We start from the raw sequence: 20711 nt of genomic DNA on the forward strand, positions 1-20711 counted from the left end.
CGGACACTCAGGCTGATTTGTGGCGCGTGAACAAGAAGGCCTCAGCGGATCCAACGAACCCTGCACGCGCCGTAAATCATGCCGTCCGGACATACCCCTCCGGAGACCCCGCACCCCGCCCCGGCCAACGAACCCGCACCCCAAAAACCCCCGCAACCGCCGGACGGCAACCCGCACCCCCAAGCCCCCCACGCCCACATGTGTTTACTTCCACGACCCGCCGCCGTAATCTGACCCGCGAAACCACAGACTCGGGCATCGATCGGACGTAAACCCACATGTACGCACCGGAGCGGCAGCAAGAGATCCTGCGCCTCGCCTGTGAGGGCGGCCGTGTCGACGTGCTGTCGCTCGCCGAGGAGTTCCAGGTCACCGCCGAGACCGTACGCCGCGACCTCAAGGCGCTCGACCGCGCCGGTCTCGTGCGCCGGGTGCACGGCGGCGCCATCCCCGCCGGCCGCCTCGCCTTCGAACCCGACCTCGCCGAGCGCGAGTCCACCGCCGCGGACGAGAAGGACCGCATCGCGCGCGCCGCGCTCGCGGAGCTGCCCCAGACCGGCAGCGTGATCCTCGACGCGGGCTCGACCGTCGCGCGGCTCGCCGCCGAGTTGCCGCTGGACAGCGAACTCACCGTCGTCACCCACGCGTTGCCCGTCGCCGCGCGCCTCGCCGACCACCCCGGCATCGACCTGCACCTCGTCGGCGGCCGGGTCCGGCACCGTACGCGTGCCGCCGTCGACGCGTGGGCCCTGCGGGCGTACGGCGAGATCCGCGCCGACGTCGTGTTCCTCGGCACCAACGGCTTCTCGCCGGCCGGCGGCCTCACCACCCCCGACCTCGCGGAGGCGGCCGTCAAGAGCGCGCTGGTCGCCGCGGCACGCCGCGTCGTACTGCTGGCGGACTCGGCCAAGCACGGCCAGGAACACTTCGCCCGCTTCTGCGCCCTCGCCGACGTGGACCTGCTGATCACCGACACCACCATCCCTCCCGACGCGCGCGCGGCGATCGAGGGCACGGGCACGGAGGTGCTGAGTGTCTAGGCCGTGTCCGCAAAGTCCCGTCCGGCTCACGACGCCCGGCACGCGCGCTCGCCGCGTGGCGGTCAGCGTTCTCGATGGCTGCCGAGTACGTCCGGGCCATCGACAACGCAGATCCTCCGCCTTGCGATCGCACGCACCAGCCGCCGTGAGCCCCGCCCTCCGGGCGGACGACGCCACTTTGCGGACACGACCCAGGACTTCGTCCCCGACGGCCTTCAGGAGCCGGAAGGCACCCGCATGATCCTCACCGTCACACCGAACCCCAGCCTGGACCGTACCTACGAGATACCCGCCCTGGACCGCGGCGAGGTCCTGCGTGCGACCGTCGAGCGGATGGACCCCGGCGGCAAGGGCGTCAACGTCTCGCGGGCGGTCGCGGCGGCCGGGCACCGTACCGTCGCCGTGCTCCCCCTCGGCGGCGCCCCCGGCGCCCTCGTCGCCGAACTCCTCGCCGGCCAGGGCATTGATGTCGCCCCCGTGCCGATCGTCGGCGCGACCCGCTCGAACATCGCCCTCGCCGAACCGGACGGCACGCTGACGAAGATCAACGCGCCCGGCCCCGAACTCACCCCCGCCGAGTCGGAGGCGCTGCTGTCCACGCTCCGCGCACACGACGTGGGCGCCGCCGGGGACTGGATCGCCTGCTGCGGCAGTCTGCCGCGCGGGCTCGGCCCGCGCTGGTACGCCGAACTCGTCGCCCGCGCACACGCCGCCGGCGCCCGGATCGCGCTCGACACGTCCGGCGCCTCGCTGCTGGCCGCGCTCAAGGAGCGCCCGGACGTCGTGAAGCCCAACGCCGAGGAACTGGCCGCCGCCGTCGGCCGCCCGCTGGCCACCGTCGGCGACGCGCTGAAGGCGGCGGAGGAACTGCTCACGTACGGCGCCAGGTCCGTCCTCGCCAGCCTCGGCGCCGACGGCCAGCTTCTGGTCTCCGGCGCGGGCGCCCACTTCGCGAACGCCCCCGTCGCGACGGTCCGCAGCAACGTCGGCGCCGGTGACGCCTCCCTCGCGGGCTTCCTCGCGGCGGGCGGCACCGGCCCGGAGGCGTTGGCTTCGGCCGTCGCCCATGGCGCCGCCGCCGTCCAACTGCCGGGCAGCGTGATGCCGTCGCCCGCGGATCTGGACCCGCGGGCGGTCACCGTGTCCGCCGACATCCCCCTGGACCGTCCCCTCTCGGAGCCCGCCCCATGACCTGTCCCCGTACCTCTCCCCGTACGTCCCCGAACCGTCCCCCACGAAGGAGCCCGCGATGAGCGACATGATCACCGCGGACCTGGTCGACCTCGACCTGGCCGCAGAGACGAAGGAAGCCGCGGCCCGCTCGCTGGCCGAACGCATGGTGGCCCGGGGCCGGGTCACCGACCTGGACGGCTTCCTGGCCGATGTGGCGGCTCGCGAGGCGCAGATGCCGACCGGGCTCGACGGCGGGATCGGCATCCCGCACTGCCGCAGCGAGCATGTCACCGAGCCCACGCTGGCGTTCGGCCGCCCGGCCGAGGGCATCGACTTCGGGGCGCCCGACGGCCCGGCGGACCTGATCTTCCTGATCGCCGCCCCGGCGGGCGCGGACGACGCGCACCTGACGATCCTGTCGGCTCTGGCCCGCCGGCTGATGGACCCGGACTTCACGGCGGCGCTGCGCGCGGCGACGGACCCGGCGGCGACCGCGAGCCTGATCAGCGGCGACACCGCGCCGTCGGCGCCCACGGCGGCGCCGGAGCCGGAGCCGGAAACCGCCGCCCCGGCCGAGGAACCCCCGCCCGCCCCCTTCCGCGTCGTCGCCGTCACCTCCTGCCCCACCGGCATCGCGCACACTTACATGGCCGCCGAGGCACTGGAACAGGCCGGCCAGGCCGAGGGCGTCGAGGTGGTCGTCGAACCACAGGGCTCCGCCGGGTTCACCCGGATTGACCCCGCCGTCATCGCCGCCGCCGACGGCGTGATCTTTGCGCACGACGTACCGGTACGGGAGAAGGAACGCTTCGCTGGCAAGCCCACCGTCGACGTCGGCGTCAAGGCCGGCATCAACCGCCCCGCCGAACTGATCGCCGAGGTCCGCGACAAGGCCGCCCGCGGCGAGACCACGGCCCCCGCCGGCACCGGCTCACCCGTGGACGAGGCGGGCGGCCCCGGCGAGGGATACGGCACCAAGCTGCGCAAGTGGCTGATGTCCGGCGTCAGTTACATGGTCCCGTTCGTTGCGGCGGGCGGCCTCCTCATCGCCCTCGGCTTCGCCATAGGCGGCTACACCATCGACAAGGCGCCCTCCGTCGCCGAGCACTTCGTCTGGACGGACTCCACCAGCTGGGCGGCCCTGCTCTTCCAGGTCGGCGGACTCGCGTTCAGCTTCCTGGTCCCGGTCCTGGCGGGTTACATCGCGTACGGGATGGCCGACCGCCCCGGTCTGGTCCCCGGCTTCGTCGGCGGCTCCATCGCGCTCACCATCAACGCGGGCTTCCTCGGCGGTCTGGCCGCCGGTCTGATCGCCGGTGGCACGGTCATGGCGATCCAACGGGTCAAGGTGCCCGCCGCGCTGCGCGGCATCATGCCGGTCGTCGTCATCCCGCTGATCTCCTCCGCCGTCGTCGGTTTCCTGATGTTCCTGGTGGTCGGCAAGCCGATCGCCGAGTTGCAGAAGGCCCTCACGGACTGGCTGTCCGGGCTCTCCGGCGCCAACGCGATCATCCTCGGCGTCGTCCTCGGTCTGATGATGTGCTTCGACCTGGGCGGACCGCTCAACAAGGTCGCCTACGCCTTCGCGGTCGGCGGCCTCGCCAACCCCAACGACGGCAGCCTGAAGGTGATGGCGGCCGTGATGGCGGCCGGTATGGTCCCGCCGCTCGCCATGGCGCTGGCCACCGTCGTACGCGGCGCCCTCTTCACCCGCACCGAGCGGGAGAACGGCAAGGCCGCGTGGGTGCTCGGCGCCTCGTTCATCACCGAGGGCGCGATCCCGTTCGCCGCCGCCGACCCGCTGCGCGTCATCCCGTCGGCGATGGCGGGCGGCGCGGTCACGGGCGCGCTGTCGATGCTCTTCGAGTGCACCCTGCGGGCCCCGCACGGCGGGATCTTCGTGCTCCCGCTGATCGGCAATCCGGTGCTCTATCTGATCGCGATCCTGGCCGGTACGGCCGTCAGCGCCTCTCTGGTCATCCTGCTCAAGGGCATGGGCAGGCGCGGTGGGAAGGACCCCGACCGGGACGGCGTCCCCGACACGGAGTCCGGGACCGCGCCCAAGGTCCCGGTCACCGTCTGAGCGGTCGCACCCGTCCTGTCATCTCACCCGCGCGCGAAGCTCCATGGCTTCGCGCGCGGCGCTCTGCGCGGCGTACACCTCACACATATGGCGCCCGTCGGGCGTCGCCGTGTGCTCGACCTCCCACAGGCTCGTCTCCGTGCCGTCGAACAGCAGGAACGCGTGCTCGTAGAGCGTGAACCCGGCGTCCTTGCCCTCGACATGGCCGTGCCGGCCGAAGACCTGGGTGATCTGGTGGGCGAAGGCGGCCCGCAGCGGTCCCGCGACCTCCTCGCCCGGTCTGTCCACGTTCTCCGCGCGGCGCAGCACGCGGCGCGCGTGGTCGGCGGAGTTGTCGGGGAGATAGACGCGGGGCAGTGGTGTCAGCGGCGCCGTCAGCAGGCCGCTGAGCAGTTCGAGATCGGCCGCGAGGTCGGACTCGAAGCTGGGATCGAGACTGGCGCCGAGACCCGGTTCGAAACGGGACTCCGCGCGGTCGGGGCGGTGCAGTCGAGAAGCGGCCAGGCGCACCTCGTACTCGTCGGTGTAGAGCTCATGCTGTTCGGCGCCGTCGCGCCCGGTGTTGTGGACCAGCTCCCAAAGGGTGAGGGCGGTGCTGTCGGCAAGCAGGTAGGTATGCCGGTAGGTCTCGCGATGCAGTCCCGCACTGTGGTGCGAGGACCGCAATGAACTGGCGTGCGCCAGAGCGGAGTCGAGCCGCTCGATCACGGCGTCGGGCAGATCGAAGGAGTTGAGTGCCCGACCCAGGAGACGCTCAAGATGCGTCTCGCTTGTCTCATATGGATCGTTCAAGGTGGGTCTCCAGGCCGTCGCCACATGTCACTTGGTGATTGCATAACGTAGCCCCTGGGACTGACATTGCGTCCCAAGTTCGGTAAAACGATTGGGGGCGCGCGAGAAGTTCCCTCACGCCCCCTCAACTCCCTTGCGCCGTCGGTCAGTCCGTGCCGTACAGATCGCGGTACGAGGGGAACGTACCGCCCGGCCCGTCGACACCCTCGGCCACCACCATCGCCCGCACGATCGCCCTGGTCACAGCGTCGGCCCCGGCTGCGAGCAGTTCGTTGAGCGCCAGCGGATTCCCGGTGTCGAGCGTGCGTTCGCCAGTGGCGAGCGTGAAGACCGTGTCGCCGTCGTTGAGCAGATGTACAGGACGGACGGCGCGCGCGATGCCGTCGTGCGCCGTACCCGCGAGCTTCTGCGCCTGTGCCTTGGAGAGGTCGGCGTCGGTCGCCACGACGGCGAGCGTGGTGTTCAGCGGAGGCCGCCCGCCGCGCTCACGCACCTCGGCGAGACGCGCGAGGGCCGCCTCGTGCACACCGGCCGCCGGATAGTCGGGACGGCCCTGGAAGTACCGCCCGTACAGCACCCCCGTCAGCGGATCGACCGCCGAGCCCGCCGCGTTCGCCACGACCAGCGCCGCGACGGTGATCCCGGACGCCAGCAGCACGCTCGCCGTACCCACCCCTCCCTTCAGCTGCCCCACCACGGCCCCGGTCCCGGCACCCACCGCCCCCTCGGCGACCGGTGCCCCCGCTGCCGTACCTGCCGCCGCCTCCACCGCCGCACGGCCCGTGGCGGCGTCGGGGCGGGCCCGCCAGTCGCCACCGCGCCCGAGGTCGAAGACACAGGCGGCCGGTACGACCGGCACCACCTGGGACGGATCGGGCCCGACCCGGACACCCCGCCCCCGCTCCTCCAGCCACGCCATCACCCCGGAGGCGGAGTCGAGCCCGTACGCGCTGCCGCCGGTCAGCACGACCGCCTCGACGCGCCGCACCAGATTCCGCGGATCCAGCGCGTCCGTCTCACGGGTGCCGGGACCACCGCCCCGTACGTCCACGGCGGCGACCGCTCCGCCCTCCGGTGCGAGGACGACCGTTGTACCGGTGAGCGCCCGCTCCCCGGTCACCCGCGCGTGGCCGACCCGGATCCCCGCCACATCCGTCAATGCGTCATTGGTTGCCATGGACCCCATGCGTACCACGTCGGCGAACCCCGCCACGGCGGATCACCCCGTCCGCCACACCCGCCGCCGTACGCTGGACACCATGAGCACCGCCCGCACCCCCGGATCGCGAGACACCGCCACGGAGCCGCCACGCCCGGCCCCGCCCAAGCCGGCACCCCCGAAGCCGGGCCCGCCCAGGCCGCCGCTCGTCTTCGACGACCCGCTGGACCGGCAGTCCTCCGACGACACGGACACCGGATGGGGCGAGCGCCCGGCCGCGAGCGGCGACAGCGCCGCCGACCTGGCCCGCTTCCTCGACGAGAAGCCGCCCCACCACATCTGAGCCCTAGGGAGTGTCGCTCCGGCCCGGCCCGCGCTGCTGAGCCACCAGGGCGTCCCTGATCTCCTTCAGCACCTCCAGCTCGCTCACCTCCAGAACTTCCTCCACCTGCTCCTTGGCGGCCTGCTGCCTGGCTCGCCTGGCCAGATACTTCGCCATGGGCAGGACCATCAGGAAGTACACGACGGCGGCGGTGATCAGGAAGCTGAGCGTCGCGCTGAGCACCGTCCCCCACATGATCGGGATGCCCGACACGACCTCGCCCGCTGCGTTGGTCTCGCACGGGGACTTGAGACATGAGGTGTAGCGGTCCAGGTCTTTGGTGCCGAACGCGCCGACGACCGGATTGATGACCCCCTTCACCAGGGAGTTCACCACGCTGGTGAACGCGGCGCCGATGACCACCGCGACCGCGAGGTCGATCACGTTGCCACGCGTCAGGAAGGCCTTGAAGCCCTCCAGAACGCTCTCCTTCTTGTCGCTCACCAGTGAGCCCTTCCTCGTGTGTGCCATGGGGGCGGCGATCGGGACCGCCAATCGCCTGGACACCATGGGCAACTCGCGCCCCGGCTGTCCAATCCGCCCATGCTTTCGTGTGACCAGTCTGCTCATCAGCACGACGACGGAAAGCTCGGGTCGGCTCAGAGCGGCTCAGCACAGCGTCACCGCCAGCCGGGAGTTCGTGCTCGCCCCCGCCAACTCGGCCGCCACATCACGTGCGACAGTCAGCAGGACCAGCGCGCCACCGTCGGCGGCGCTCTCCAGCGCCTGCGGAACGGACTCCACCAGGACGTCCCTGGCGAGCACCCGTGCGTCCGACTCCGCGCCGCCGGGGGAGTGGGGAGCGGCGATCACATCGACCCGGTCGCCCGGACGCAGCAGCCGGACCGTCGCCACATCCGCGATCCGCACCGGAGCGGTCACCAACTCCACCTTCTCCGCGCCCGGTTGAGCAGCCGCGCCCGCACCGGACGCGCCACCCGCCGCCGCACGGGCGGCGGCTTCGGCGCGCTCCTCAGCTCCGGCCGCGACACCGGGACCGCCCGCACCCGACGCCGCCAACGCGGCGGCCGTCACGGCCAGCCCGGCCGCCATGGCCCGCCTGCGCCGGAGCAGCGCCCTGCGCAGCCGCTGCCCGCCGCCCCGCACCCGCAGCGGATCGAACGCGGGCACCCCGCACGGCGCGGGCGCGGCGGCCACGGACGCGGGCACCGGCACGGGCGGAAGGAACGGAGGATCCGAGGGACGGGTGACGAAGGAACGAGGAAGGGAGCGCGAAAGGGAACGGGGGAGAGAACGGGAAGAGGAACGGGACATGGCAACCACCGCCTGCCGTGAGGAGTTTCTGCTGGTCGCTCCTCACGATCCACGCCCGGCCGAAATCCTGCCGAAGCCTGTGGACAACTACCCGAATGTGAATATCTCGCTCACCCGAACGAGGCCCGCTTCAGACGTTTACGGCAGCTCAAGCCCCGTATCGATACCGTCCAGCGCGTGCGAGCACAGACAGTCCCGCGTCTCCCCGGCCTGGAGCCCGCCCACCGTGTCGAACAGCACCGTGCGCAGCCGGTCCACGTTGGCGGAGAAGACCTTCAGCACCTCCTCGTGCGAGACACCCTCACCCGCCTCGGCACCGGCGTCCAGGTCGGTCACCAGCGTCAACGACGTGTAGCAGAGCCCCAGTTCACGGGCGAGCACGGCCTCGGGGTGACCCGTCATTCCGACCACCGACCAGCCCATCGCCGCGTGCCACCGCGATTCGGCGCGGGTCGAGAAGCGCGGTCCCTCGACGACCACCAGCGTCCCGCCGTCCACCGGCTCCCACTCACGCCCCCGCGCCGCGGCGAGCGCCGCCCTGCGGCCCTCGGGACAGTAGGGGTCGGCGAGCGAGATGTGGACGACCTTCGACGCCCCTCCGCCGGGCAGCTGCACACCGTCGTAGTACGTCTGCGTACGCGCCTTCGTACGGTCCACCAGCTGGTCGGGTACGAGGAGCGTCCCCGGCCCGAACTCCACCCGCAGTCCGCCCACCGCGCACGGGCCGAGCACCTGCCGCACGCCGACGGACCGCAGCGCCCAGAGATTGGCCCGGTAGTTGATGCGGTGCGGTGCGATGTCGTGCGCCCGCCCGTGCCGGGGCAGGAACGCGACGCGCCTTCCCTCGACATCGCCGAGGAACAGCGAGTCGCTGGGCGGTCCATAAGGGGTGTCGACGGTGACCTCGGTCACGTCGTCGAGGAATGAGTAGAGCCCCGAGCCGCCGATGACGCCGATCTCCGCGGTCTCCGAGCCCTGTGCGTTCGCCTTGGTCGCCATGACGATCACCCTAGCCGGGCTCCCAGGGCGCGCGGGGGGCCGGGCGCGGGAACGCCAAGGACCCCGCCGTACCGAACGGCGGGGTCCCGGACAGGAAGAGTCAGGTGATCAGGCGGCGGAGGAACCGCTGGAGCCGGAGCTGCCGCTCGAAGCGCCGGACTTCGAGCCGGAGGAGCCCGAGCCCGACGAGGACGACGAGGAGCCGTTCGACGACGAAGGGGACGAAGCCGACGCCGACTTCGAGTCCGACGACGAAGAGCTGGACGACGAGGACGCCTTGTCGCTCGAACCGCCCGACTCACCCGAGCCGTTCGACGCGCCCGCCTTGGCCGGCGTGCTGCTCGACGACGAGCCGCGACTGTCGTTCCGGTAGAAACCGGAGCCCTTGAAAACGATGCCGACCGCGGAGAACACCTTCTTCAGGCGTCCTCCGCACGCGGGGCACACGGTGAGGGAATCGTCGGTGAATTTCTGCACCGCCTCAAGGCCCTCGCCACAATCGGTGCACTGGTACTGATAGGTCGGCACTTGTTCCTCCTGGCACTCTCACTCAATGAGTGCTAACGACGCTCCATAGTGACGTATTCCGCTGGATCAGTCCACTGCCACCGGCACGCGGTGACCCATTCCACGCGCGACGACGCGCCCCGACGCCTTCGGCGTGAGCCGCGAGCGCAGGGCGACAAGCGTGGCCAGAGCCAGCGCGGTGCCCACCAGAGGCACCACGAATCCGGCGCTCGCGCCATGCGCGTCCGCCAGCTGACCGGCCGCCGACACCGCCCCGGCCTGGCCCAGCGCGACCGCTCCCGTCAGCCAGGTGAAGGCCTCCGTACGAGTCCCCGCGGGGATCAGCGACTCGATCAGGGTGTAGCCGCTGATCAGCGCGGGCGCGATGAACAGCCCGACCAGCAGGCCCAGTCCGGCGAGCAGCGGCACCGAGTGCACGGCCCACAGCCCGGAGGCGGCCAGCGCCAGGCCCAGATAGCCGGTGATCAGTCGGCGGCGGGGGCCGATCTTCCAGGCGACGGCACCGCACGCGATACCGGCGAGCATGTTGCCGGCGGCGAAGACTCCGTACAGAAGACCGTTCGCGCCGGGGTTGCCGATCTCCTCGGCGAAGGCCGAGAGTGAGACCTGCATACCGCCGAAGACCGAGCCGATACCGAGGAAGACCACTGCCAGTACACGTACGCCGGGCACGGACAGCGCGGACACACGCGCGCCCGCCGAACCGTCCGAGTCGCCGGCGCTCCTCCGACCCGCCGCACCGTGCTGCCGTGCGGGCTTCGGCTGCGTGCGCCGCTGCGCGGCGAACAGCAGCCCGCCCACCAGGGTCAGCGCCGCCTCCGCGACCAGCCCTGCCGCCGGATGGACACCGGTGCACAGCGCGGTCGCCAGGACGGGCCCGATGACGAAGGTGAACTCGTCCGTGACGGACTCGAAGGCGGCGGCCGTCGGCAGCAGCCGCGCGCGATCGTCGGAGCCGCCGAGCACAGCCGCCCAGCGGGCCCGCACCATCGGCCCCACCTGCGGCACCGAAGCACCTGTCGGTACGGCGGCGACGGACAGCGCCCACAGGGGCGCGCCCGCCAGCGCGAACGCGGTCAAGGCGGCGACGGACGCCGCGTGCAGCAGCACTCCGGGCAGCAGCACCGCGCGCTGCCCGAACCGGTCGGCGAGCTTGCCGTTCTGCGGCGCGAACAGCGCCATGGAGACGCCGGTGACGGCGGCGACGACGCCCGCGGTGCCGTACGAACCGGAGGTGTACTGGACGAGCAGGACGATGCCGATCGTCAGCATCGCGAAGGGCTGCCGCGCGGCGAAGCCCGGAAGCAGAAACGTCCAGGCGTCCGGCGTACGCAGCAGCTGCCCGTAACCGGGACGGCGAGCGGGGGCCGTTCCCTCGGAGGCGCCGGCGGTGGTGTCGACCGTGTCGGACACGGTCCTTGCCTTTCTGCCGCCTGGTGGCACCCCCGGTGAAGGGCGGGGGCTGCCGAGAGCTGTCCTCTTGCGCGGAACTGCGGTAGATACCCAGGGTCCACTGGAGGGGACACCACGGCCGCCATACGGTCGCGCCAGCTCTGCGTCAGGCAGAGTTGGTCGATCAAGTCAGTGCGTCACGTCCGCTTGACGCGACAGGCACGGACCTCATCGTACCTGGGAAATAGCAGGAAGATCCCGGCCCGTACCTGTGATTGAGGCCTCCGGAGAGCGCGGCCTTCGATTCCCAGGCCGTGCCTCGATCCCCATCCCGTCCCCATCCCCGAGGGGTATCCCCGTCGGGGTCCCCGTCAGCCGAGCCTTCGGCCGACTCCGCTCCCCGGCTTCCCCCGCACCCCCGACTTCCTGGTCGGCCCACCGGCCCCGGCCGCGCCGCCACCGGGCCCACCCGGCCCCCCAGTACCGTTCGTCCCCAGCCAGTCGGCCAGCTTTCCGCCCTGCCCGACGGCCCGCAGCCGCCGCTCGGCCGCGTCCCGTACCGGATCGGTCGCCACCACCAGCAGCTCGTCCCCCCGCCGCAGCACGGTGGACGGCCCCGGCACGAAGCTCTTGTCCTCCCGTACGACCAGCGTGACCGCCGACCCCGGAGGCAGCCGCAGCTCGCCGACCTCCACGCCGTGCATCTTCGACCGGTCCGGGATCGCCACGGACAGCAGATGACCGCGCAGCCGCTCCAGCGGCGCCGACTCGACCCCGAGATCGGCCGCCTCCGAGGGATCGCCGAGGTGCAGGGTCCTGGCCACCCAGGGAAGCGTCGGCCCCTGCACGAGCGTGTAGACGACGACCAGCACGAAGACGATGTTGAAGATCCGGTGGCTGCCCTCGATCTCCGAGACCATCGGGATCGTCGCCATGACGATGGGCACGGCGCCGCGCAGCCCCGCCCATGACATCAGCGCCTTCTCCTGCCAGGGGATCCGGAACGGCGCCAGGCTGACCAGTACGGACAGGGGCCGTGCCACCGCGGTCAGCACCAGGCCCACTATCACCGCGGGCCAGAAGTCGTCACCCAGTTCGTGCGGCGTCACCAGCAGCCCGAGCAGAACGAACATGCCGATCTGCGCGAGCCAGCCAAGACCCTCCGCGAAACCGCGCGTCGCGGGCGCGTGCGGCAGCTTGGAGTTCCCCAGCAGCATCGAGGCCAGGTACACGGCGAGGAATCCGCTGCCGTGGGCCATGGCCCCGGCCGCGTACGCGACGACGGCGATGGCCATGACGGCGATCGGATACAGGCCGGAGGCCGGCAGCGCCACCCGCCGGAGCCCGAAGGCGCCCAGCCAGCCGACCGCGATCCCGATGGCGGCGCCGATGGCCAGTTCCAGGAGGATCTCGCCGACCAGTACGTACCAGTGCTCCACCGGTCCGACGGTCGACAGCGCCACCACCATGATCACCACGGGGGCGTCGTTGAAGCCCGACTCCGCCTCCAGCGCACCCGTCACCCTCGACGGCAGCGGAATCTTCCTCAGTACGGAGAAGACGGCGGCGGCGTCCGTGGACGAGACCACGGCGCCGATGATCAGCGCCTGCCGCCAGTCCAGGCCGACGAGATAGTGCGCGGCGGTCGCGGTGACGCCGACGCTCACCGCGACACCGACCGTCGACAGGGCGACGGCGGCCGGCAACGCGGGTTTGGCCTCTTTCCACTTGGCGCCGAGGCCGCCCTCGGCGAGGATCACGACCAGGGCGGCATAGCCGATCACCTGGGTCAGCTCGGCGTTGTCGAACTTGACATTGAAGATGCCGTCCTGGCCCATGACGACGCCGATCCCGAGGTAGAGCAGCAGGCTGGGCAGCCCGCTCCGGGACGAGATCCTTACCGCGGCGACCGCGATCAGCAGCACGAGCGAGCAGATGAGCAGGAGTTCATTGAGCTGGTGGACAGTCAGCGGCCGATCCTTCCCCTCGCGCACCGGATCGTCTTCCCGGCAGTCGGCACTTCGTTACCTTACCTAATCTTTAACGTTTTCTTGACGCGATCGATCGCCCGTGCGATCGATCGGTGATTTCCTGTGTGATCGTCCGAGGAGTCCCGCCGGGTCATGCTCCTGGTCGTACTAGTGACACCGCGTCGGAACGGGTGAAGCGCTGCGCCTATGGTTGCTGCAGCATTCCAGGACCGCCCTGCCCCTCGAAGGACAGCGATGCCCGCCAACTCAACGCCCCCTGCCACCAAAAAGAAGGGGCGACGCGCCCGCTTTGTCGTGATCGTCCTGGTGCTCGCTCTGGTAGCAGGCGTTGGGTACGGCGCCTACTGGGGCGTCAGTACCGTGCGTGCCTCGCTCCCGCAGACGACCGGCACGATCAAGCTGCCTGGGCTCGACGGCCGGGTCGAGATCAAGCGCGACAGTTACGGCATCCCGCAGATCTACGCGAACACCGACAAGGACCTGTTCCGCGCACAGGGTTACGTCCAGGCGCAGGACCGCTTCTGGGAGATGGACGTCCGGCGCCATATGACCGCGGGCCGGCTCTCCGAGATGTTCGGCAAGGGGCAGGTCGCGACGGACGAATTCCTGCGCACACTCGGCTGGCGGCGGGTGGCACAGGAGGAGTACGACACCAAGCTCTCGGACGAGACGAAGAAGAACCTCCAGTCGTACGCGGACGGTGTCAACGACTACCTCAAGGGCCGCGACGGCAAGGACATCTCCGTCGAGTACGCCGCCCTGGGCTTCACCAACGACTACACGCCCGCGAAGTGGACCCCCGTCGACTCGGTGGCCTGGCTCAAGGCGATGGCGTGGGACCTGCGCTCCAACATGCAGGACGAGATCGACCGTTCGCTGCTCACGAGCAGGATGGACGAGGATCAGATCAAGGACCTGTATCCGGAGTATCCGTACGACAGGAACCAGCCGATCGTCACCGACGGCGCGGTCGACCCGCTCACGGAGGAGTTCGACCCCAAGGCCGAACCCGGCGGCACGACGGGCGACGGTACGGGAACGGGCACAGGTACAGGGACAGGGACAGGGACAGGCGCAGGTACGGGCACCGGTACCGGCACCGACGCGGGCGCCGCCACCCAGGGCCTGGAGTCCCAGCTCGACGCCCTCTCCGGCACCCTCGACGAGATCCCCGCCCTCCTCGGCCCCAGCGGCAGCGGCATCGGGTCCAACTCGTGGGTGGTGTCCGGTCAGTACACGACGACTGGCAAGCCGCTGCTCGCCAACGACCCGCACCTCGCGCCCCAGCTCCCTTCCGTCTGGTACCAGATGGGCCTGCACTGCCGCAGCTTCACCAAGGACTGCCAGTACGACGTCGCCGGCTACACCTTCGCCGGGATGCCGGGCGTCATCATCGGCCACAACAAGGACATCGCCTGGGGCATGACCAACCTCGGCGCCGACGTGACCGACCTCTATCTGGAGAAGGTCGACGGCGACACCTACCAGTACGGGAACGAGCAGAAGAAGTTCACGACCCGTCAGGAAACGATCAAGATCGCCGGGGCCAAGAGCCAGACCATCACGGTCCGTTCCACCAAACCGGTCCGTTCCACCGATCCGGGCCGCCCCGCCGAACCGGGCCGCCCGGTCGTCTCCGACCGCAACGCCGAGCTGCGCAGAGTCGGGGACAAGGCCCCCGTCAACAACGCGGCGCCCGACCGTCGCGACGGCTACGCGGTCTCCCTCCGGTGGACCGCCCTCGATCCGGGCAGATCGATGGACGCGGTCTTCCAGCTCAACAAGGCCAAGGACTTCGCACAGTTCCGCTCGGCGGCCGAGAAGTTCGAGGTCCCTTCCCAGAATCTGATCTACGCGGACACCAAGGCCAACATCGGTTACCAGGCGCCCGGCCGGATCCCGATCCGCGCCAAGGGTGACGGCTCGCTGCCGGCCCCCGGCTGGAACACGGACTACCGGTGGAAGGACTACGTCCCCTTCGACGAGCTTCCTTACGAGGAGAACCCGAAGCGCGGCTACATCGTCACCGCCAACCAGGCCGTCATAGGCGAGGACTACAAGCATCCGCTGACCGAGGACTGGGGTTACGGCGCCCGCAGCCAGCGGATCAACGACCTCGTCAAGTCGAAGATCAAGGACGGCGGCAAGATCTCCATGGACGACATGCGCACCATGCAGACCGACAACCGCAGCGAGATCGCCACGCTCCTCATGCCGTACCTGCTGAAGATCGATGTCTCGGACCCCTCCGTCCGCGAGGCCCAGAAGCTCCTCGAAGGCTGGGACGGCACCCAGGAGCCGGACTCGGCGGCGGCGGCGTACTTCAACGGCGTCTGGCGCAATGTCCTCAAGCTCGCCTTCGGGAACAAGCTTCCCAAGGAGATGCGCGTCGAGGACGAGTGCCTCAACGTGCGCCCCGCCGACAGCACGGGCCCGGTCGACGACCTCGCGGAGCTGGTACGGGAGTGCGGCCAGCGCTCCGCGGACTCGGCGCAGCCCGACGGCGGCGACCGCTGGTTCGAGATCACCCGCAAGATCCTCAAGGACGAGGACAACGAATGGTGGCAGTCCCCGAAGACGCGTACGGAGAAGGCCACGGAGACCCGCGACCAACTCCTGTTGCGCGCCCTCACCGACGCGCGCTGGGAGTTGACCGCCAAGCTCGGCAAGGACGTCTCCACCTGGAGCTGGGGCCGGCTGCACCAGCTGAACCTGGAGAACCAGACCCTTGGTACGGAGGGTCCCGGCATTGTCAAGACCCTGCTCAACCGCGGCCCGTGGAACCTGGGCGGCGGTGAGGCCGCGGTCAACGCCACCGGCTGGAACGCGGCCGGCGGCTACGACGTCATGTGGGTGCCGTCGATGCGGATGGTCGTCAACGTCGACGACTGGGACAAGTCCCGCTGGATCAATCTGACGGGTGCCTCGGGCCACGCGTACAGCGCGAACTACACCGACCAGACCGAGAAGTGGGCCAAGGGGGAGCTGCTCGACTGGTCGTTCAGCAGCAGAGCCGTGGAGGAGAGCACGGGGGACACCCTGACGCTCGCGCCGTAAGGCGCCAAGTCACCAAGGCGCTCTGCCGCCCCGTCGCGCCTCTCACGCGCTCTCGAAGCGCCTGGTCCCGCCCGGAGTCACCACCACGTGCACGGGGCGGTCGTGCGGCTCCTCAGGGACCCGCTCGACCACCTCGTGGTCGTACAGCAGCACCGCGAGTACGGCCCCATCCCCGGCCTCCGCCCCCGCGCCCTCCAGCCGGGCCAGGACCCGGTCGTACGACCCCCCGCCCCGCCCCAGCCGCATCCCGCGCGCGTCCACCGCGAGTCCGGGAAGCAGCACCACCCGCGCCTGAAGCACCGCGCCCACGCCCAGCCGCGCACCGTCCGGCTCCAGCAGCCCGCGCCCCGCGCGCACCAGCCGTTCGGCCCCCTCGTACGCCGCCCAGTCCAGATCGTTGTCCGGCAACAGCACCGGCAGGAGGACCCGCACCCCCCGCTCCCGCAGCGTGTCGAGCAGCGCGCGCGTGCCGGGCTCGCCTCCTACGGAGACGTACGCGGCGACGGTGCCGGCCCCCGCGATCTCGGGAAGGTCCAAAGCCCGCCGGGCGAGAACCGCCGAGGCGGCCTTGACGTCCTTCTCGGACAGCAGACGCCGGGCGGCAAGGAGTTCCCGCCGCAGTGCGGGTTTTCCTGACATGTCGTTGCTCACCGAACTTCGCAAATCTCTCGAATGTGTATGTATAGAGAGAAAGTTAACCGGAGCCACATCTTCCCCTCATCTGTGGCGGATAGGGTGCTCGGCATGACTCAGTCGCCCCCCAGGATCAGCAAGGCTGTCATCCCCGCCGCAGGCCTCGGCACACGGTTCCTGCCTGTCACCAAGGCCACTCCCAAAGAGATGCTGCCGGTCGTGGACAAGCCCGCGATCCAGTACGTGGTCGAGGAAGCCGTGATGGCAGGGCTCTCCGACGTTCTCATGGTCACCGGACGCAACAAGCGTCCCCTGGAAGACCACTTCGACCGCAACTACGAGCTGGAGGAGGCGCTCACCCGCAAGGGAGACACCGAACGCCTCGCCAAGGTGCAGGAGTCCAGCGACCTCGCCACGATGCACTACGTGCGGCAGGGCGACCCCAAGGGCCTCGGCCACGCCGTCCTGTGCGCCGCCCCGCACGTCGGCGACCAGCCCTTCGCGGTGCTCCTCGGCGACGACCTGATCGACCCGCGCGACCCGCTGCTGTCCCGCATGGTCGAGATCCAGGAGCGCGAGGGCGGCAGCGTCATCGCCCTGATGGAGGTCGAGCCCGACCAGATCCATCTCTACGGATGTGCCGCCGTCGAGCCCACCGCCTACGGCGACGTGGTCAAGGTGCACGACCTGGTCGAGAAGCCCGACGCGGCGGACGCCCCCAGCAACTACGCCATCATCGGCCGTTACGTCCTGGACCCCGCCGTCTTCGGGATACTGCGCGAGACCGAGCCCGGCCGGGGTGGTGAGATCCAGCTCACTGACGCGCTCCAGCAGCTGTCCGCCGACGAGAAGGTCGGCGGCCCGGTCCACGGCGTCGTCTTCAAGGGACGCCGCTATGACACGGGTGACCGTGGCGACTATCTGCGTGCCATTGTCAGACTCGCGTGCGAACGTGAAGACCTGGGACCGGACTTCCGGACCTGGCTGCGCAGTTACGTCAACGAGGAGATGTAGGACCTTGAGCAGTACGGCGACACCGGCAACGGCGCCCGTCTCGGGCCGAGGGCGGCTCTGGACGGTGGACGAGCACCTGGCGGACATCCTCGCCACGGTCCGCCCGCTCGACCCGATCGAGCTGCAACTGCCCGACGCCCAGGGCTGCGTCCTCGTCGAGGACGTCACGGTGCCGGTCGCCCTGCCGCCGTTCGACAACAGCTCCATGGACGGCTACGCGGTCCGTACGGCCGACGTGTCCGGCGCCGACGAGGAGTTCCCGGCCGTCCTGACCGTCATCGGCGATGTCGCGGCGGGCGGCGAGTCCCTGCCCCGCGTCGGCCCCGGCCAGGCCGCCCGGATTATGACCGGCGCGCCGCTCCCGCCGGGCGCCGAGGCCGTCGTCCCGGTCGAGTGGACCGACGGCGGTACGGGCGGCGGAGCCGCCACCTCCATGCGACCGGCCGGCTCCGCGCCCGAGGGCGCCAGCGGCGAGGTCCGGGTGTACCGCTCGGTGGAGGCCCGCGCCCACGTCCGCGCGCGCGGCAGCGACGTCCAGGCCGGGGACCTCGCCCTGGAGGCCGGCACGGTCCTCGGCCCACCCCAGATCGGCCTGCTGTCCGCCATCGGCCGCTCCACCGTCCGGGTGCACCCGCGCCCGCGCGTGGTCGTCCTGTCGACCGGCAGCGAACTGGTGCAGCCGGGTGAGGCGTTGGGCCAGGGCCAGATCTACGACTCCAACAGCTTCGCGCTCACCGCCGCCGCGCGCGACGCGGGCGCCATCGCCTACCGGGTCGGCGCGGTCACCGACGACGCGGACACCCTGCGGGCCACCATCGAGGACCAGTTGATCCGCGCGGACGTGATCGTGACGACCGGCGGTGTCAGCGTCGGGGCGTACGACGTGGTCAAGGAGGCGCTGTCCTCCGTAGGAGACGAGGACGAGCCGGGCAGCGGCATCGACTTCCGCACGCTCGCGATGCAGCCGGGCAAGCCCCAGGGCTTCGGCTCGATCGGCCCCGAGCACACTCCGCTGCTCGCGCTCCCCGGCAATCCCGTCTCGTCGTACGTCTCCTTCGAGTTGTTCGTACGGCCCGCGATCCGCGCGCTCATGGGCCGCCAGGACGTCCACCGCCCGACGGTGCGCGCGACCCTGAAGTCCGACCAGGCGCTGAGGTCCCCGGCCGGCCGGCGCCAGTTCCTGCGCGGTACGTACGACGCGGAGGCGGGCTCGGCCGTCCCCGTCGGCGGCGCCGGCTCCCATCTCGTCGCCGCCCTCGCCCATGCCGACGCGCTGATCGTGGTCCCCGAGGAGGCCACGTCGGTGGAGCCCGGAAGCGAGGTCGACGTGGTGCTGCTCGGCTGACGGCCGCCCGGTGGCGGTAGCGTGTCCTGCCTAACAGGCCCCGCCGGGCCCGGACCGGGAGCGCCACAGCGATGACTGCGTTTTCCCGGGGGGAGACCCCCGGACCTTCTCGACCAGGCCGACTGACGCATATCGACGAGGCGGGCGCGGCCCGCATGGTCGACGTCTCCGCCAAGGAGGTCACCGCGCGCACGGCGAGCGCGAGCGGCCGCGTGCTGGTGTCGCCGCGCGTCGTCGAACTGCTGCGGGGCGAGGGGATGCCCAAGGGCGACGCCCTGGCCACCGCCCGTATCGCGGGCATCATGGGCGCGAAACGGACCCCGGACCTGATCCCGCTCTGCCATCCGCTGGCGGTCTCGGGTGTCACGATCGATCTCGCCGTCACGGACGACGCGGTGGAGGTCCTGGCCACGGTGAAGACCACGGACCGCACGGGCGTCGAGATGGAGGCCCTGACCGCGGTCACGGTCGCGGCGCTGACGCTGGTCGACATGGTCAAGGCCGTCGACAAGGGCGCGGTCATCACGGACGTACGGGTCGAGGAGAAGACCGGCGGAAAGTCGGGCCACTGGTCCCGCCGGACACCGGAGAGGGGCACGGCATGACGGATCCCGCCACGAACGGCATGACCGATCCCGCCACCACCGCCACCGCCACCGCCACCGCCGGGGCCGCGGCCCCGGCGCCGCGCGCACGGGAGCCGTACCGCGCGCTGGTGGTCACCGCTTCCAACCGCGCGGCGGCCGGCGTGTACGCGGACACCGGAGGCCCGATCATCGCCAACGCCCTCGCCGAGTTGGGCTTCTCGGTCCAGGGACCGCTGGTCGTGCCCGACGGCGACCCGGTCGAGCGGGCCCTGCGTGACGGGGTGGCCGCCTCGTACGCCGTCATCCTGACCACCGGCGGCACCGGCGTCTCGCCCACCGACCGCACCCCCGAGGCCACCCGCCGCGTCCTGGACCGCGAGATCCCCGGCATCCCCGAGGCGATCCGTGCTGAGGGCGCCCGCAAGGTCCCCACCGCCGCGCTCTCGCGCGGCCTCGCGGGCGTCGCGGGCCGGACCCTGATCGTGAATCTGCCCGGCTCCTCCGGCGGTGTACGGGACGGGCTCGCCGTCCTCGACCGGCTGCTCGTCCACGCCGTCGACCAGATCCACGGCGGCGATCACCCCCGTACCGACGGATGACCCCCTTCTGGCCCGTGGCACTGGTGGACGGCGACGTGGTCCTCCGCCCCATAAAGCTGCGCGACCAGCGGGCCTGGCGCGAGGTGAACCGGCGCAACCGCGAGTGGCTGCGTCCCTGGGAGGCGACGATCCCGCCGCCGCCCCCCGGCGCCCCACTCGCCCAGCGCCCGACGTACCGGCAGATGGTCCGCCATCTGCGGGCCGAGGCGAACGCCGGGCGGATGCTGCCGTTCGTCATCGAGTACCAGGGGCGCTTGGTCGGCCAGTTGACGGTGGCGGGCATCACCTGGGGCTCCATGTGCTCGGGGCACGTCGGCTACTGGGTGGACCGCGACGTCGCGGGGCGCGGCGTCATGCCGACGGCTGTGGCACTCGCCGTCGACCACTGTTTCCGTATGGCGGGGATGCACCGGATCGAGGTCTGTATTCGCCCCGAGAACGGGCCGAGCCGCCGGGTCGTGGAGAAACTCGGATTCCGTGAGGAAGGCACCCGGCCCCGCTATCTGCACATCGACGGGGCCTGGCGGGACCATCTCGTTTTCGCGCTCACGGCCGAGGAAGTGCCGGAGGGACTTCTGCACCGCTGGCACCAGGCGCGACCTGGTACGCCACATAAATAAAACATTCGTTCGAAATTGATCGCGACCCGACCATCAAGCGAT

Annotated in this window: 19 protein-coding genes; 10 read left to right on the forward strand and 9 right to left on the reverse strand. The window is 70.9% G+C overall.

The window, feature by feature from the left end:
• Positions 1–278 precede the first annotated feature (278 nt).
• The 3 genes from ACIBLA_RS07950 to ACIBLA_RS07960 all read left to right on the forward strand — a co-directional run bounded on the left by ACIBLA_RS07950 (position 279) and on the right by ACIBLA_RS07960 (position 4296).
• Positions 279–1040, forward strand: coding sequence for a DeoR/GlpR family DNA-binding transcription regulator (locus tag ACIBLA_RS07950; RefSeq protein ID WP_399198087.1), 762 nt, complete (start codon positions 279–281; stop codon positions 1038–1040).
• 237 nt (positions 1041–1277) lie between these two features.
• A complete protein-coding gene (gene pfkB / locus ACIBLA_RS07955) occupies positions 1278–2231 on the forward strand; it encodes a 1-phosphofructokinase (protein WP_399198088.1) in 954 nt (317 codons plus the stop codon).
• A gap of 58 nt (positions 2232–2289) precedes the next feature.
• Positions 2290–4296, forward strand: coding sequence for a fructose-specific PTS transporter subunit EIIC (locus tag ACIBLA_RS07960; RefSeq protein WP_399198089.1), 2007 nt, complete (start codon positions 2290–2292; stop codon positions 4294–4296).
• Positions 4297–4314: 18 nt separating this feature from the next.
• On the opposite strand, the gene ACIBLA_RS07965 is transcribed toward ACIBLA_RS07960, so the two are convergent.
• Entirely contained in the window at positions 4315–5088 is a 774-nt protein-coding gene (locus tag ACIBLA_RS07965; protein ID WP_363242172.1) for a DUF6227 family protein, read from the reverse strand.
• A 145-nt stretch (positions 5089–5233) separates the two neighbouring features.
• On the reverse strand, positions 5234–6265 hold the full coding sequence (locus ACIBLA_RS07970; protein WP_363242171.1) for a P1 family peptidase: 1032 nt from the start codon (positions 6263–6265) through the stop codon (positions 5234–5236).
• Positions 6266–6347: 82 nt separating this feature from the next.
• Between ACIBLA_RS07970 and ACIBLA_RS07975 the strand changes: the two genes are divergently transcribed.
• Positions 6348–6590 (forward strand): hypothetical protein, encoded by a 243-nt coding sequence (locus ACIBLA_RS07975; protein WP_363242227.1) that lies wholly within the window; start codon positions 6348–6350, stop codon positions 6588–6590.
• A 3-nt stretch (positions 6591–6593) separates the two neighbouring features.
• Here ACIBLA_RS07975 and ACIBLA_RS07980 read toward each other — a convergent pair whose 3' ends face one another.
• The 6 genes from ACIBLA_RS07980 to ACIBLA_RS08005 form a co-directional block, all read right to left on the reverse strand.
• Positions 6594–7073, reverse strand: coding sequence for an MscL family protein (locus ACIBLA_RS07980; RefSeq protein WP_363242226.1), 480 nt, complete (start codon positions 7071–7073; stop codon positions 6594–6596).
• Between the two features lie 165 nt (positions 7074–7238).
• Complete coding sequence (locus ACIBLA_RS07985; protein WP_363242170.1) at positions 7239–7805, reverse strand: hypothetical protein; 567 nt, start codon at positions 7803–7805, stop codon at positions 7239–7241.
• 237 nt (positions 7806–8042) lie between these two features.
• Positions 8043–8903 (reverse strand): S-methyl-5'-thioadenosine phosphorylase, encoded by an 861-nt coding sequence (locus ACIBLA_RS07990; RefSeq protein ID WP_399198090.1) that lies wholly within the window; start codon positions 8901–8903, stop codon positions 8043–8045.
• 108 nt (positions 8904–9011) lie between these two features.
• Positions 9012–9431: an FmdB family zinc ribbon protein gene (locus tag ACIBLA_RS07995; RefSeq protein ID WP_363242168.1), complete on the reverse strand. Its 420-nt coding sequence runs from the start codon at positions 9429–9431 to the stop codon at positions 9012–9014.
• Between the two features lie 66 nt (positions 9432–9497).
• Complete coding sequence (locus tag ACIBLA_RS08000; RefSeq protein WP_399198091.1) at positions 9498–10844, reverse strand: MFS transporter; 1347 nt, start codon at positions 10842–10844, stop codon at positions 9498–9500.
• A 350-nt stretch (positions 10845–11194) separates the two neighbouring features.
• On the reverse strand, positions 11195–12766 hold the full coding sequence (locus ACIBLA_RS08005) for a potassium/proton antiporter (RefSeq protein ID WP_399198236.1): 1572 nt from the start codon (positions 12764–12766) through the stop codon (positions 11195–11197).
• A gap of 282 nt (positions 12767–13048) precedes the next feature.
• Here ACIBLA_RS08005 and ACIBLA_RS08010 point away from each other — a divergent pair, with 282 nt between their 5' ends.
• Positions 13049–15871, forward strand: a complete 2823-nt coding sequence (locus ACIBLA_RS08010) for a penicillin acylase family protein (RefSeq protein WP_399198093.1) — start codon at positions 13049–13051, stop codon at positions 15869–15871.
• Between the two features lie 42 nt (positions 15872–15913).
• Here the strand turns inward: ACIBLA_RS08010 and ACIBLA_RS08015 are convergent, their stop codons facing one another.
• The gene (locus ACIBLA_RS08015) at positions 15914–16510 is read right to left on the reverse strand and encodes a 5-formyltetrahydrofolate cyclo-ligase (RefSeq protein ID WP_363242165.1); all 597 of its coding nucleotides are present in this window, start codon (positions 16508–16510) and stop codon (positions 15914–15916) included.
• A gap of 105 nt (positions 16511–16615) precedes the next feature.
• On the opposite strand from ACIBLA_RS08015, the gene galU reads away from it, so the two are divergent.
• From galU to ACIBLA_RS08040, 5 genes are all read left to right on the forward strand, one after another.
• Positions 16616–17518, forward strand: coding sequence for a UTP--glucose-1-phosphate uridylyltransferase GalU (gene galU / locus ACIBLA_RS08020; protein WP_363242164.1), 903 nt, complete (start codon positions 16616–16618; stop codon positions 17516–17518).
• 4 nt (positions 17519–17522) lie between these two features.
• On the forward strand, positions 17523–18863 hold the full coding sequence (gene glp / locus ACIBLA_RS08025; RefSeq protein ID WP_363242163.1) for a gephyrin-like molybdotransferase Glp: 1341 nt from the start codon (positions 17523–17525) through the stop codon (positions 18861–18863).
• Positions 18864–18934: 71 nt separating this feature from the next.
• On the forward strand, positions 18935–19468 hold the full coding sequence (gene moaC, locus ACIBLA_RS08030) for a cyclic pyranopterin monophosphate synthase MoaC (protein ID WP_363242162.1): 534 nt from the start codon (positions 18935–18937) through the stop codon (positions 19466–19468).
• Positions 19469–19488: 20 nt separating this feature from the next.
• Complete coding sequence (locus ACIBLA_RS08035) at positions 19489–20049, forward strand: molybdenum cofactor biosynthesis protein B (protein ID WP_399198237.1); 561 nt, start codon at positions 19489–19491, stop codon at positions 20047–20049.
• Positions 20046–20669: a GNAT family protein gene (locus ACIBLA_RS08040; protein ID WP_363242161.1), complete on the forward strand. Its 624-nt coding sequence runs from the start codon at positions 20046–20048 to the stop codon at positions 20667–20669. The genes ACIBLA_RS08035 and ACIBLA_RS08040 overlap by 4 nt, the downstream gene beginning before the upstream one ends.
• Positions 20670–20711: the final 42 nt, after the last annotated feature.

Origin of the sequence: Streptomyces sp. NPDC050433 (assembly GCF_044458565.1) — a bacterium.
Lineage (GTDB): Bacteria > Actinomycetota > Actinomycetes > Streptomycetales > Streptomycetaceae > Streptomyces.

What these genes read in the sequence shown, in the direction of transcription:
- ACIBLA_RS07975 (WP_363242227.1), top strand. Translation starts at nt 6,348, where the DNA reads ATGAGCACCGCCCGCACCCCCGGATCGCGAGACACCGCCACGGAGCCG.
- ACIBLA_RS08015 (WP_363242165.1), bottom strand. Translation starts at nt 16,510, where the DNA reads ATGTCAGGAAAACCCGCACTGCGGCGGGAACTCCTTGCCGCCCGGCGT.
- ACIBLA_RS08035 (WP_399198237.1), top strand. Translation starts at nt 19,489, where the DNA reads ATGACCGATCCCGCCACCACCGCCACCGCCACCGCCACCGCCGGGGCC.
- ACIBLA_RS07970 (WP_363242171.1), bottom strand. Translation starts at nt 6,265, where the DNA reads ATGGCAACCAATGACGCATTGACGGATGTGGCGGGGATCCGGGTCGGC.
- moaC (WP_363242162.1), top strand. Translation starts at nt 18,935, where the DNA reads ATGACTGCGTTTTCCCGGGGGGAGACCCCCGGACCTTCTCGACCAGGC.
- ACIBLA_RS08040 (WP_363242161.1), top strand. Translation starts at nt 20,046, where the DNA reads ATGACCCCCTTCTGGCCCGTGGCACTGGTGGACGGCGACGTGGTCCTC.
- ACIBLA_RS08010 (WP_399198093.1), top strand. Translation starts at nt 13,049, where the DNA reads ATGCCCGCCAACTCAACGCCCCCTGCCACCAAAAAGAAGGGGCGACGC.
- pfkB (WP_399198088.1), top strand. Translation starts at nt 1,278, where the DNA reads ATGATCCTCACCGTCACACCGAACCCCAGCCTGGACCGTACCTACGAG.
- ACIBLA_RS07960 (WP_399198089.1), top strand. Translation starts at nt 2,290, where the DNA reads ATGAGCGACATGATCACCGCGGACCTGGTCGACCTCGACCTGGCCGCA.
- ACIBLA_RS07950 (WP_399198087.1), top strand. Translation starts at nt 279, where the DNA reads ATGTACGCACCGGAGCGGCAGCAAGAGATCCTGCGCCTCGCCTGTGAG.
- ACIBLA_RS07990 (WP_399198090.1), bottom strand. Translation starts at nt 8,903, where the DNA reads ATGGCGACCAAGGCGAACGCACAGGGCTCGGAGACCGCGGAGATCGGC.
- galU (WP_363242164.1), top strand. Translation starts at nt 16,616, where the DNA reads ATGACTCAGTCGCCCCCCAGGATCAGCAAGGCTGTCATCCCCGCCGCA.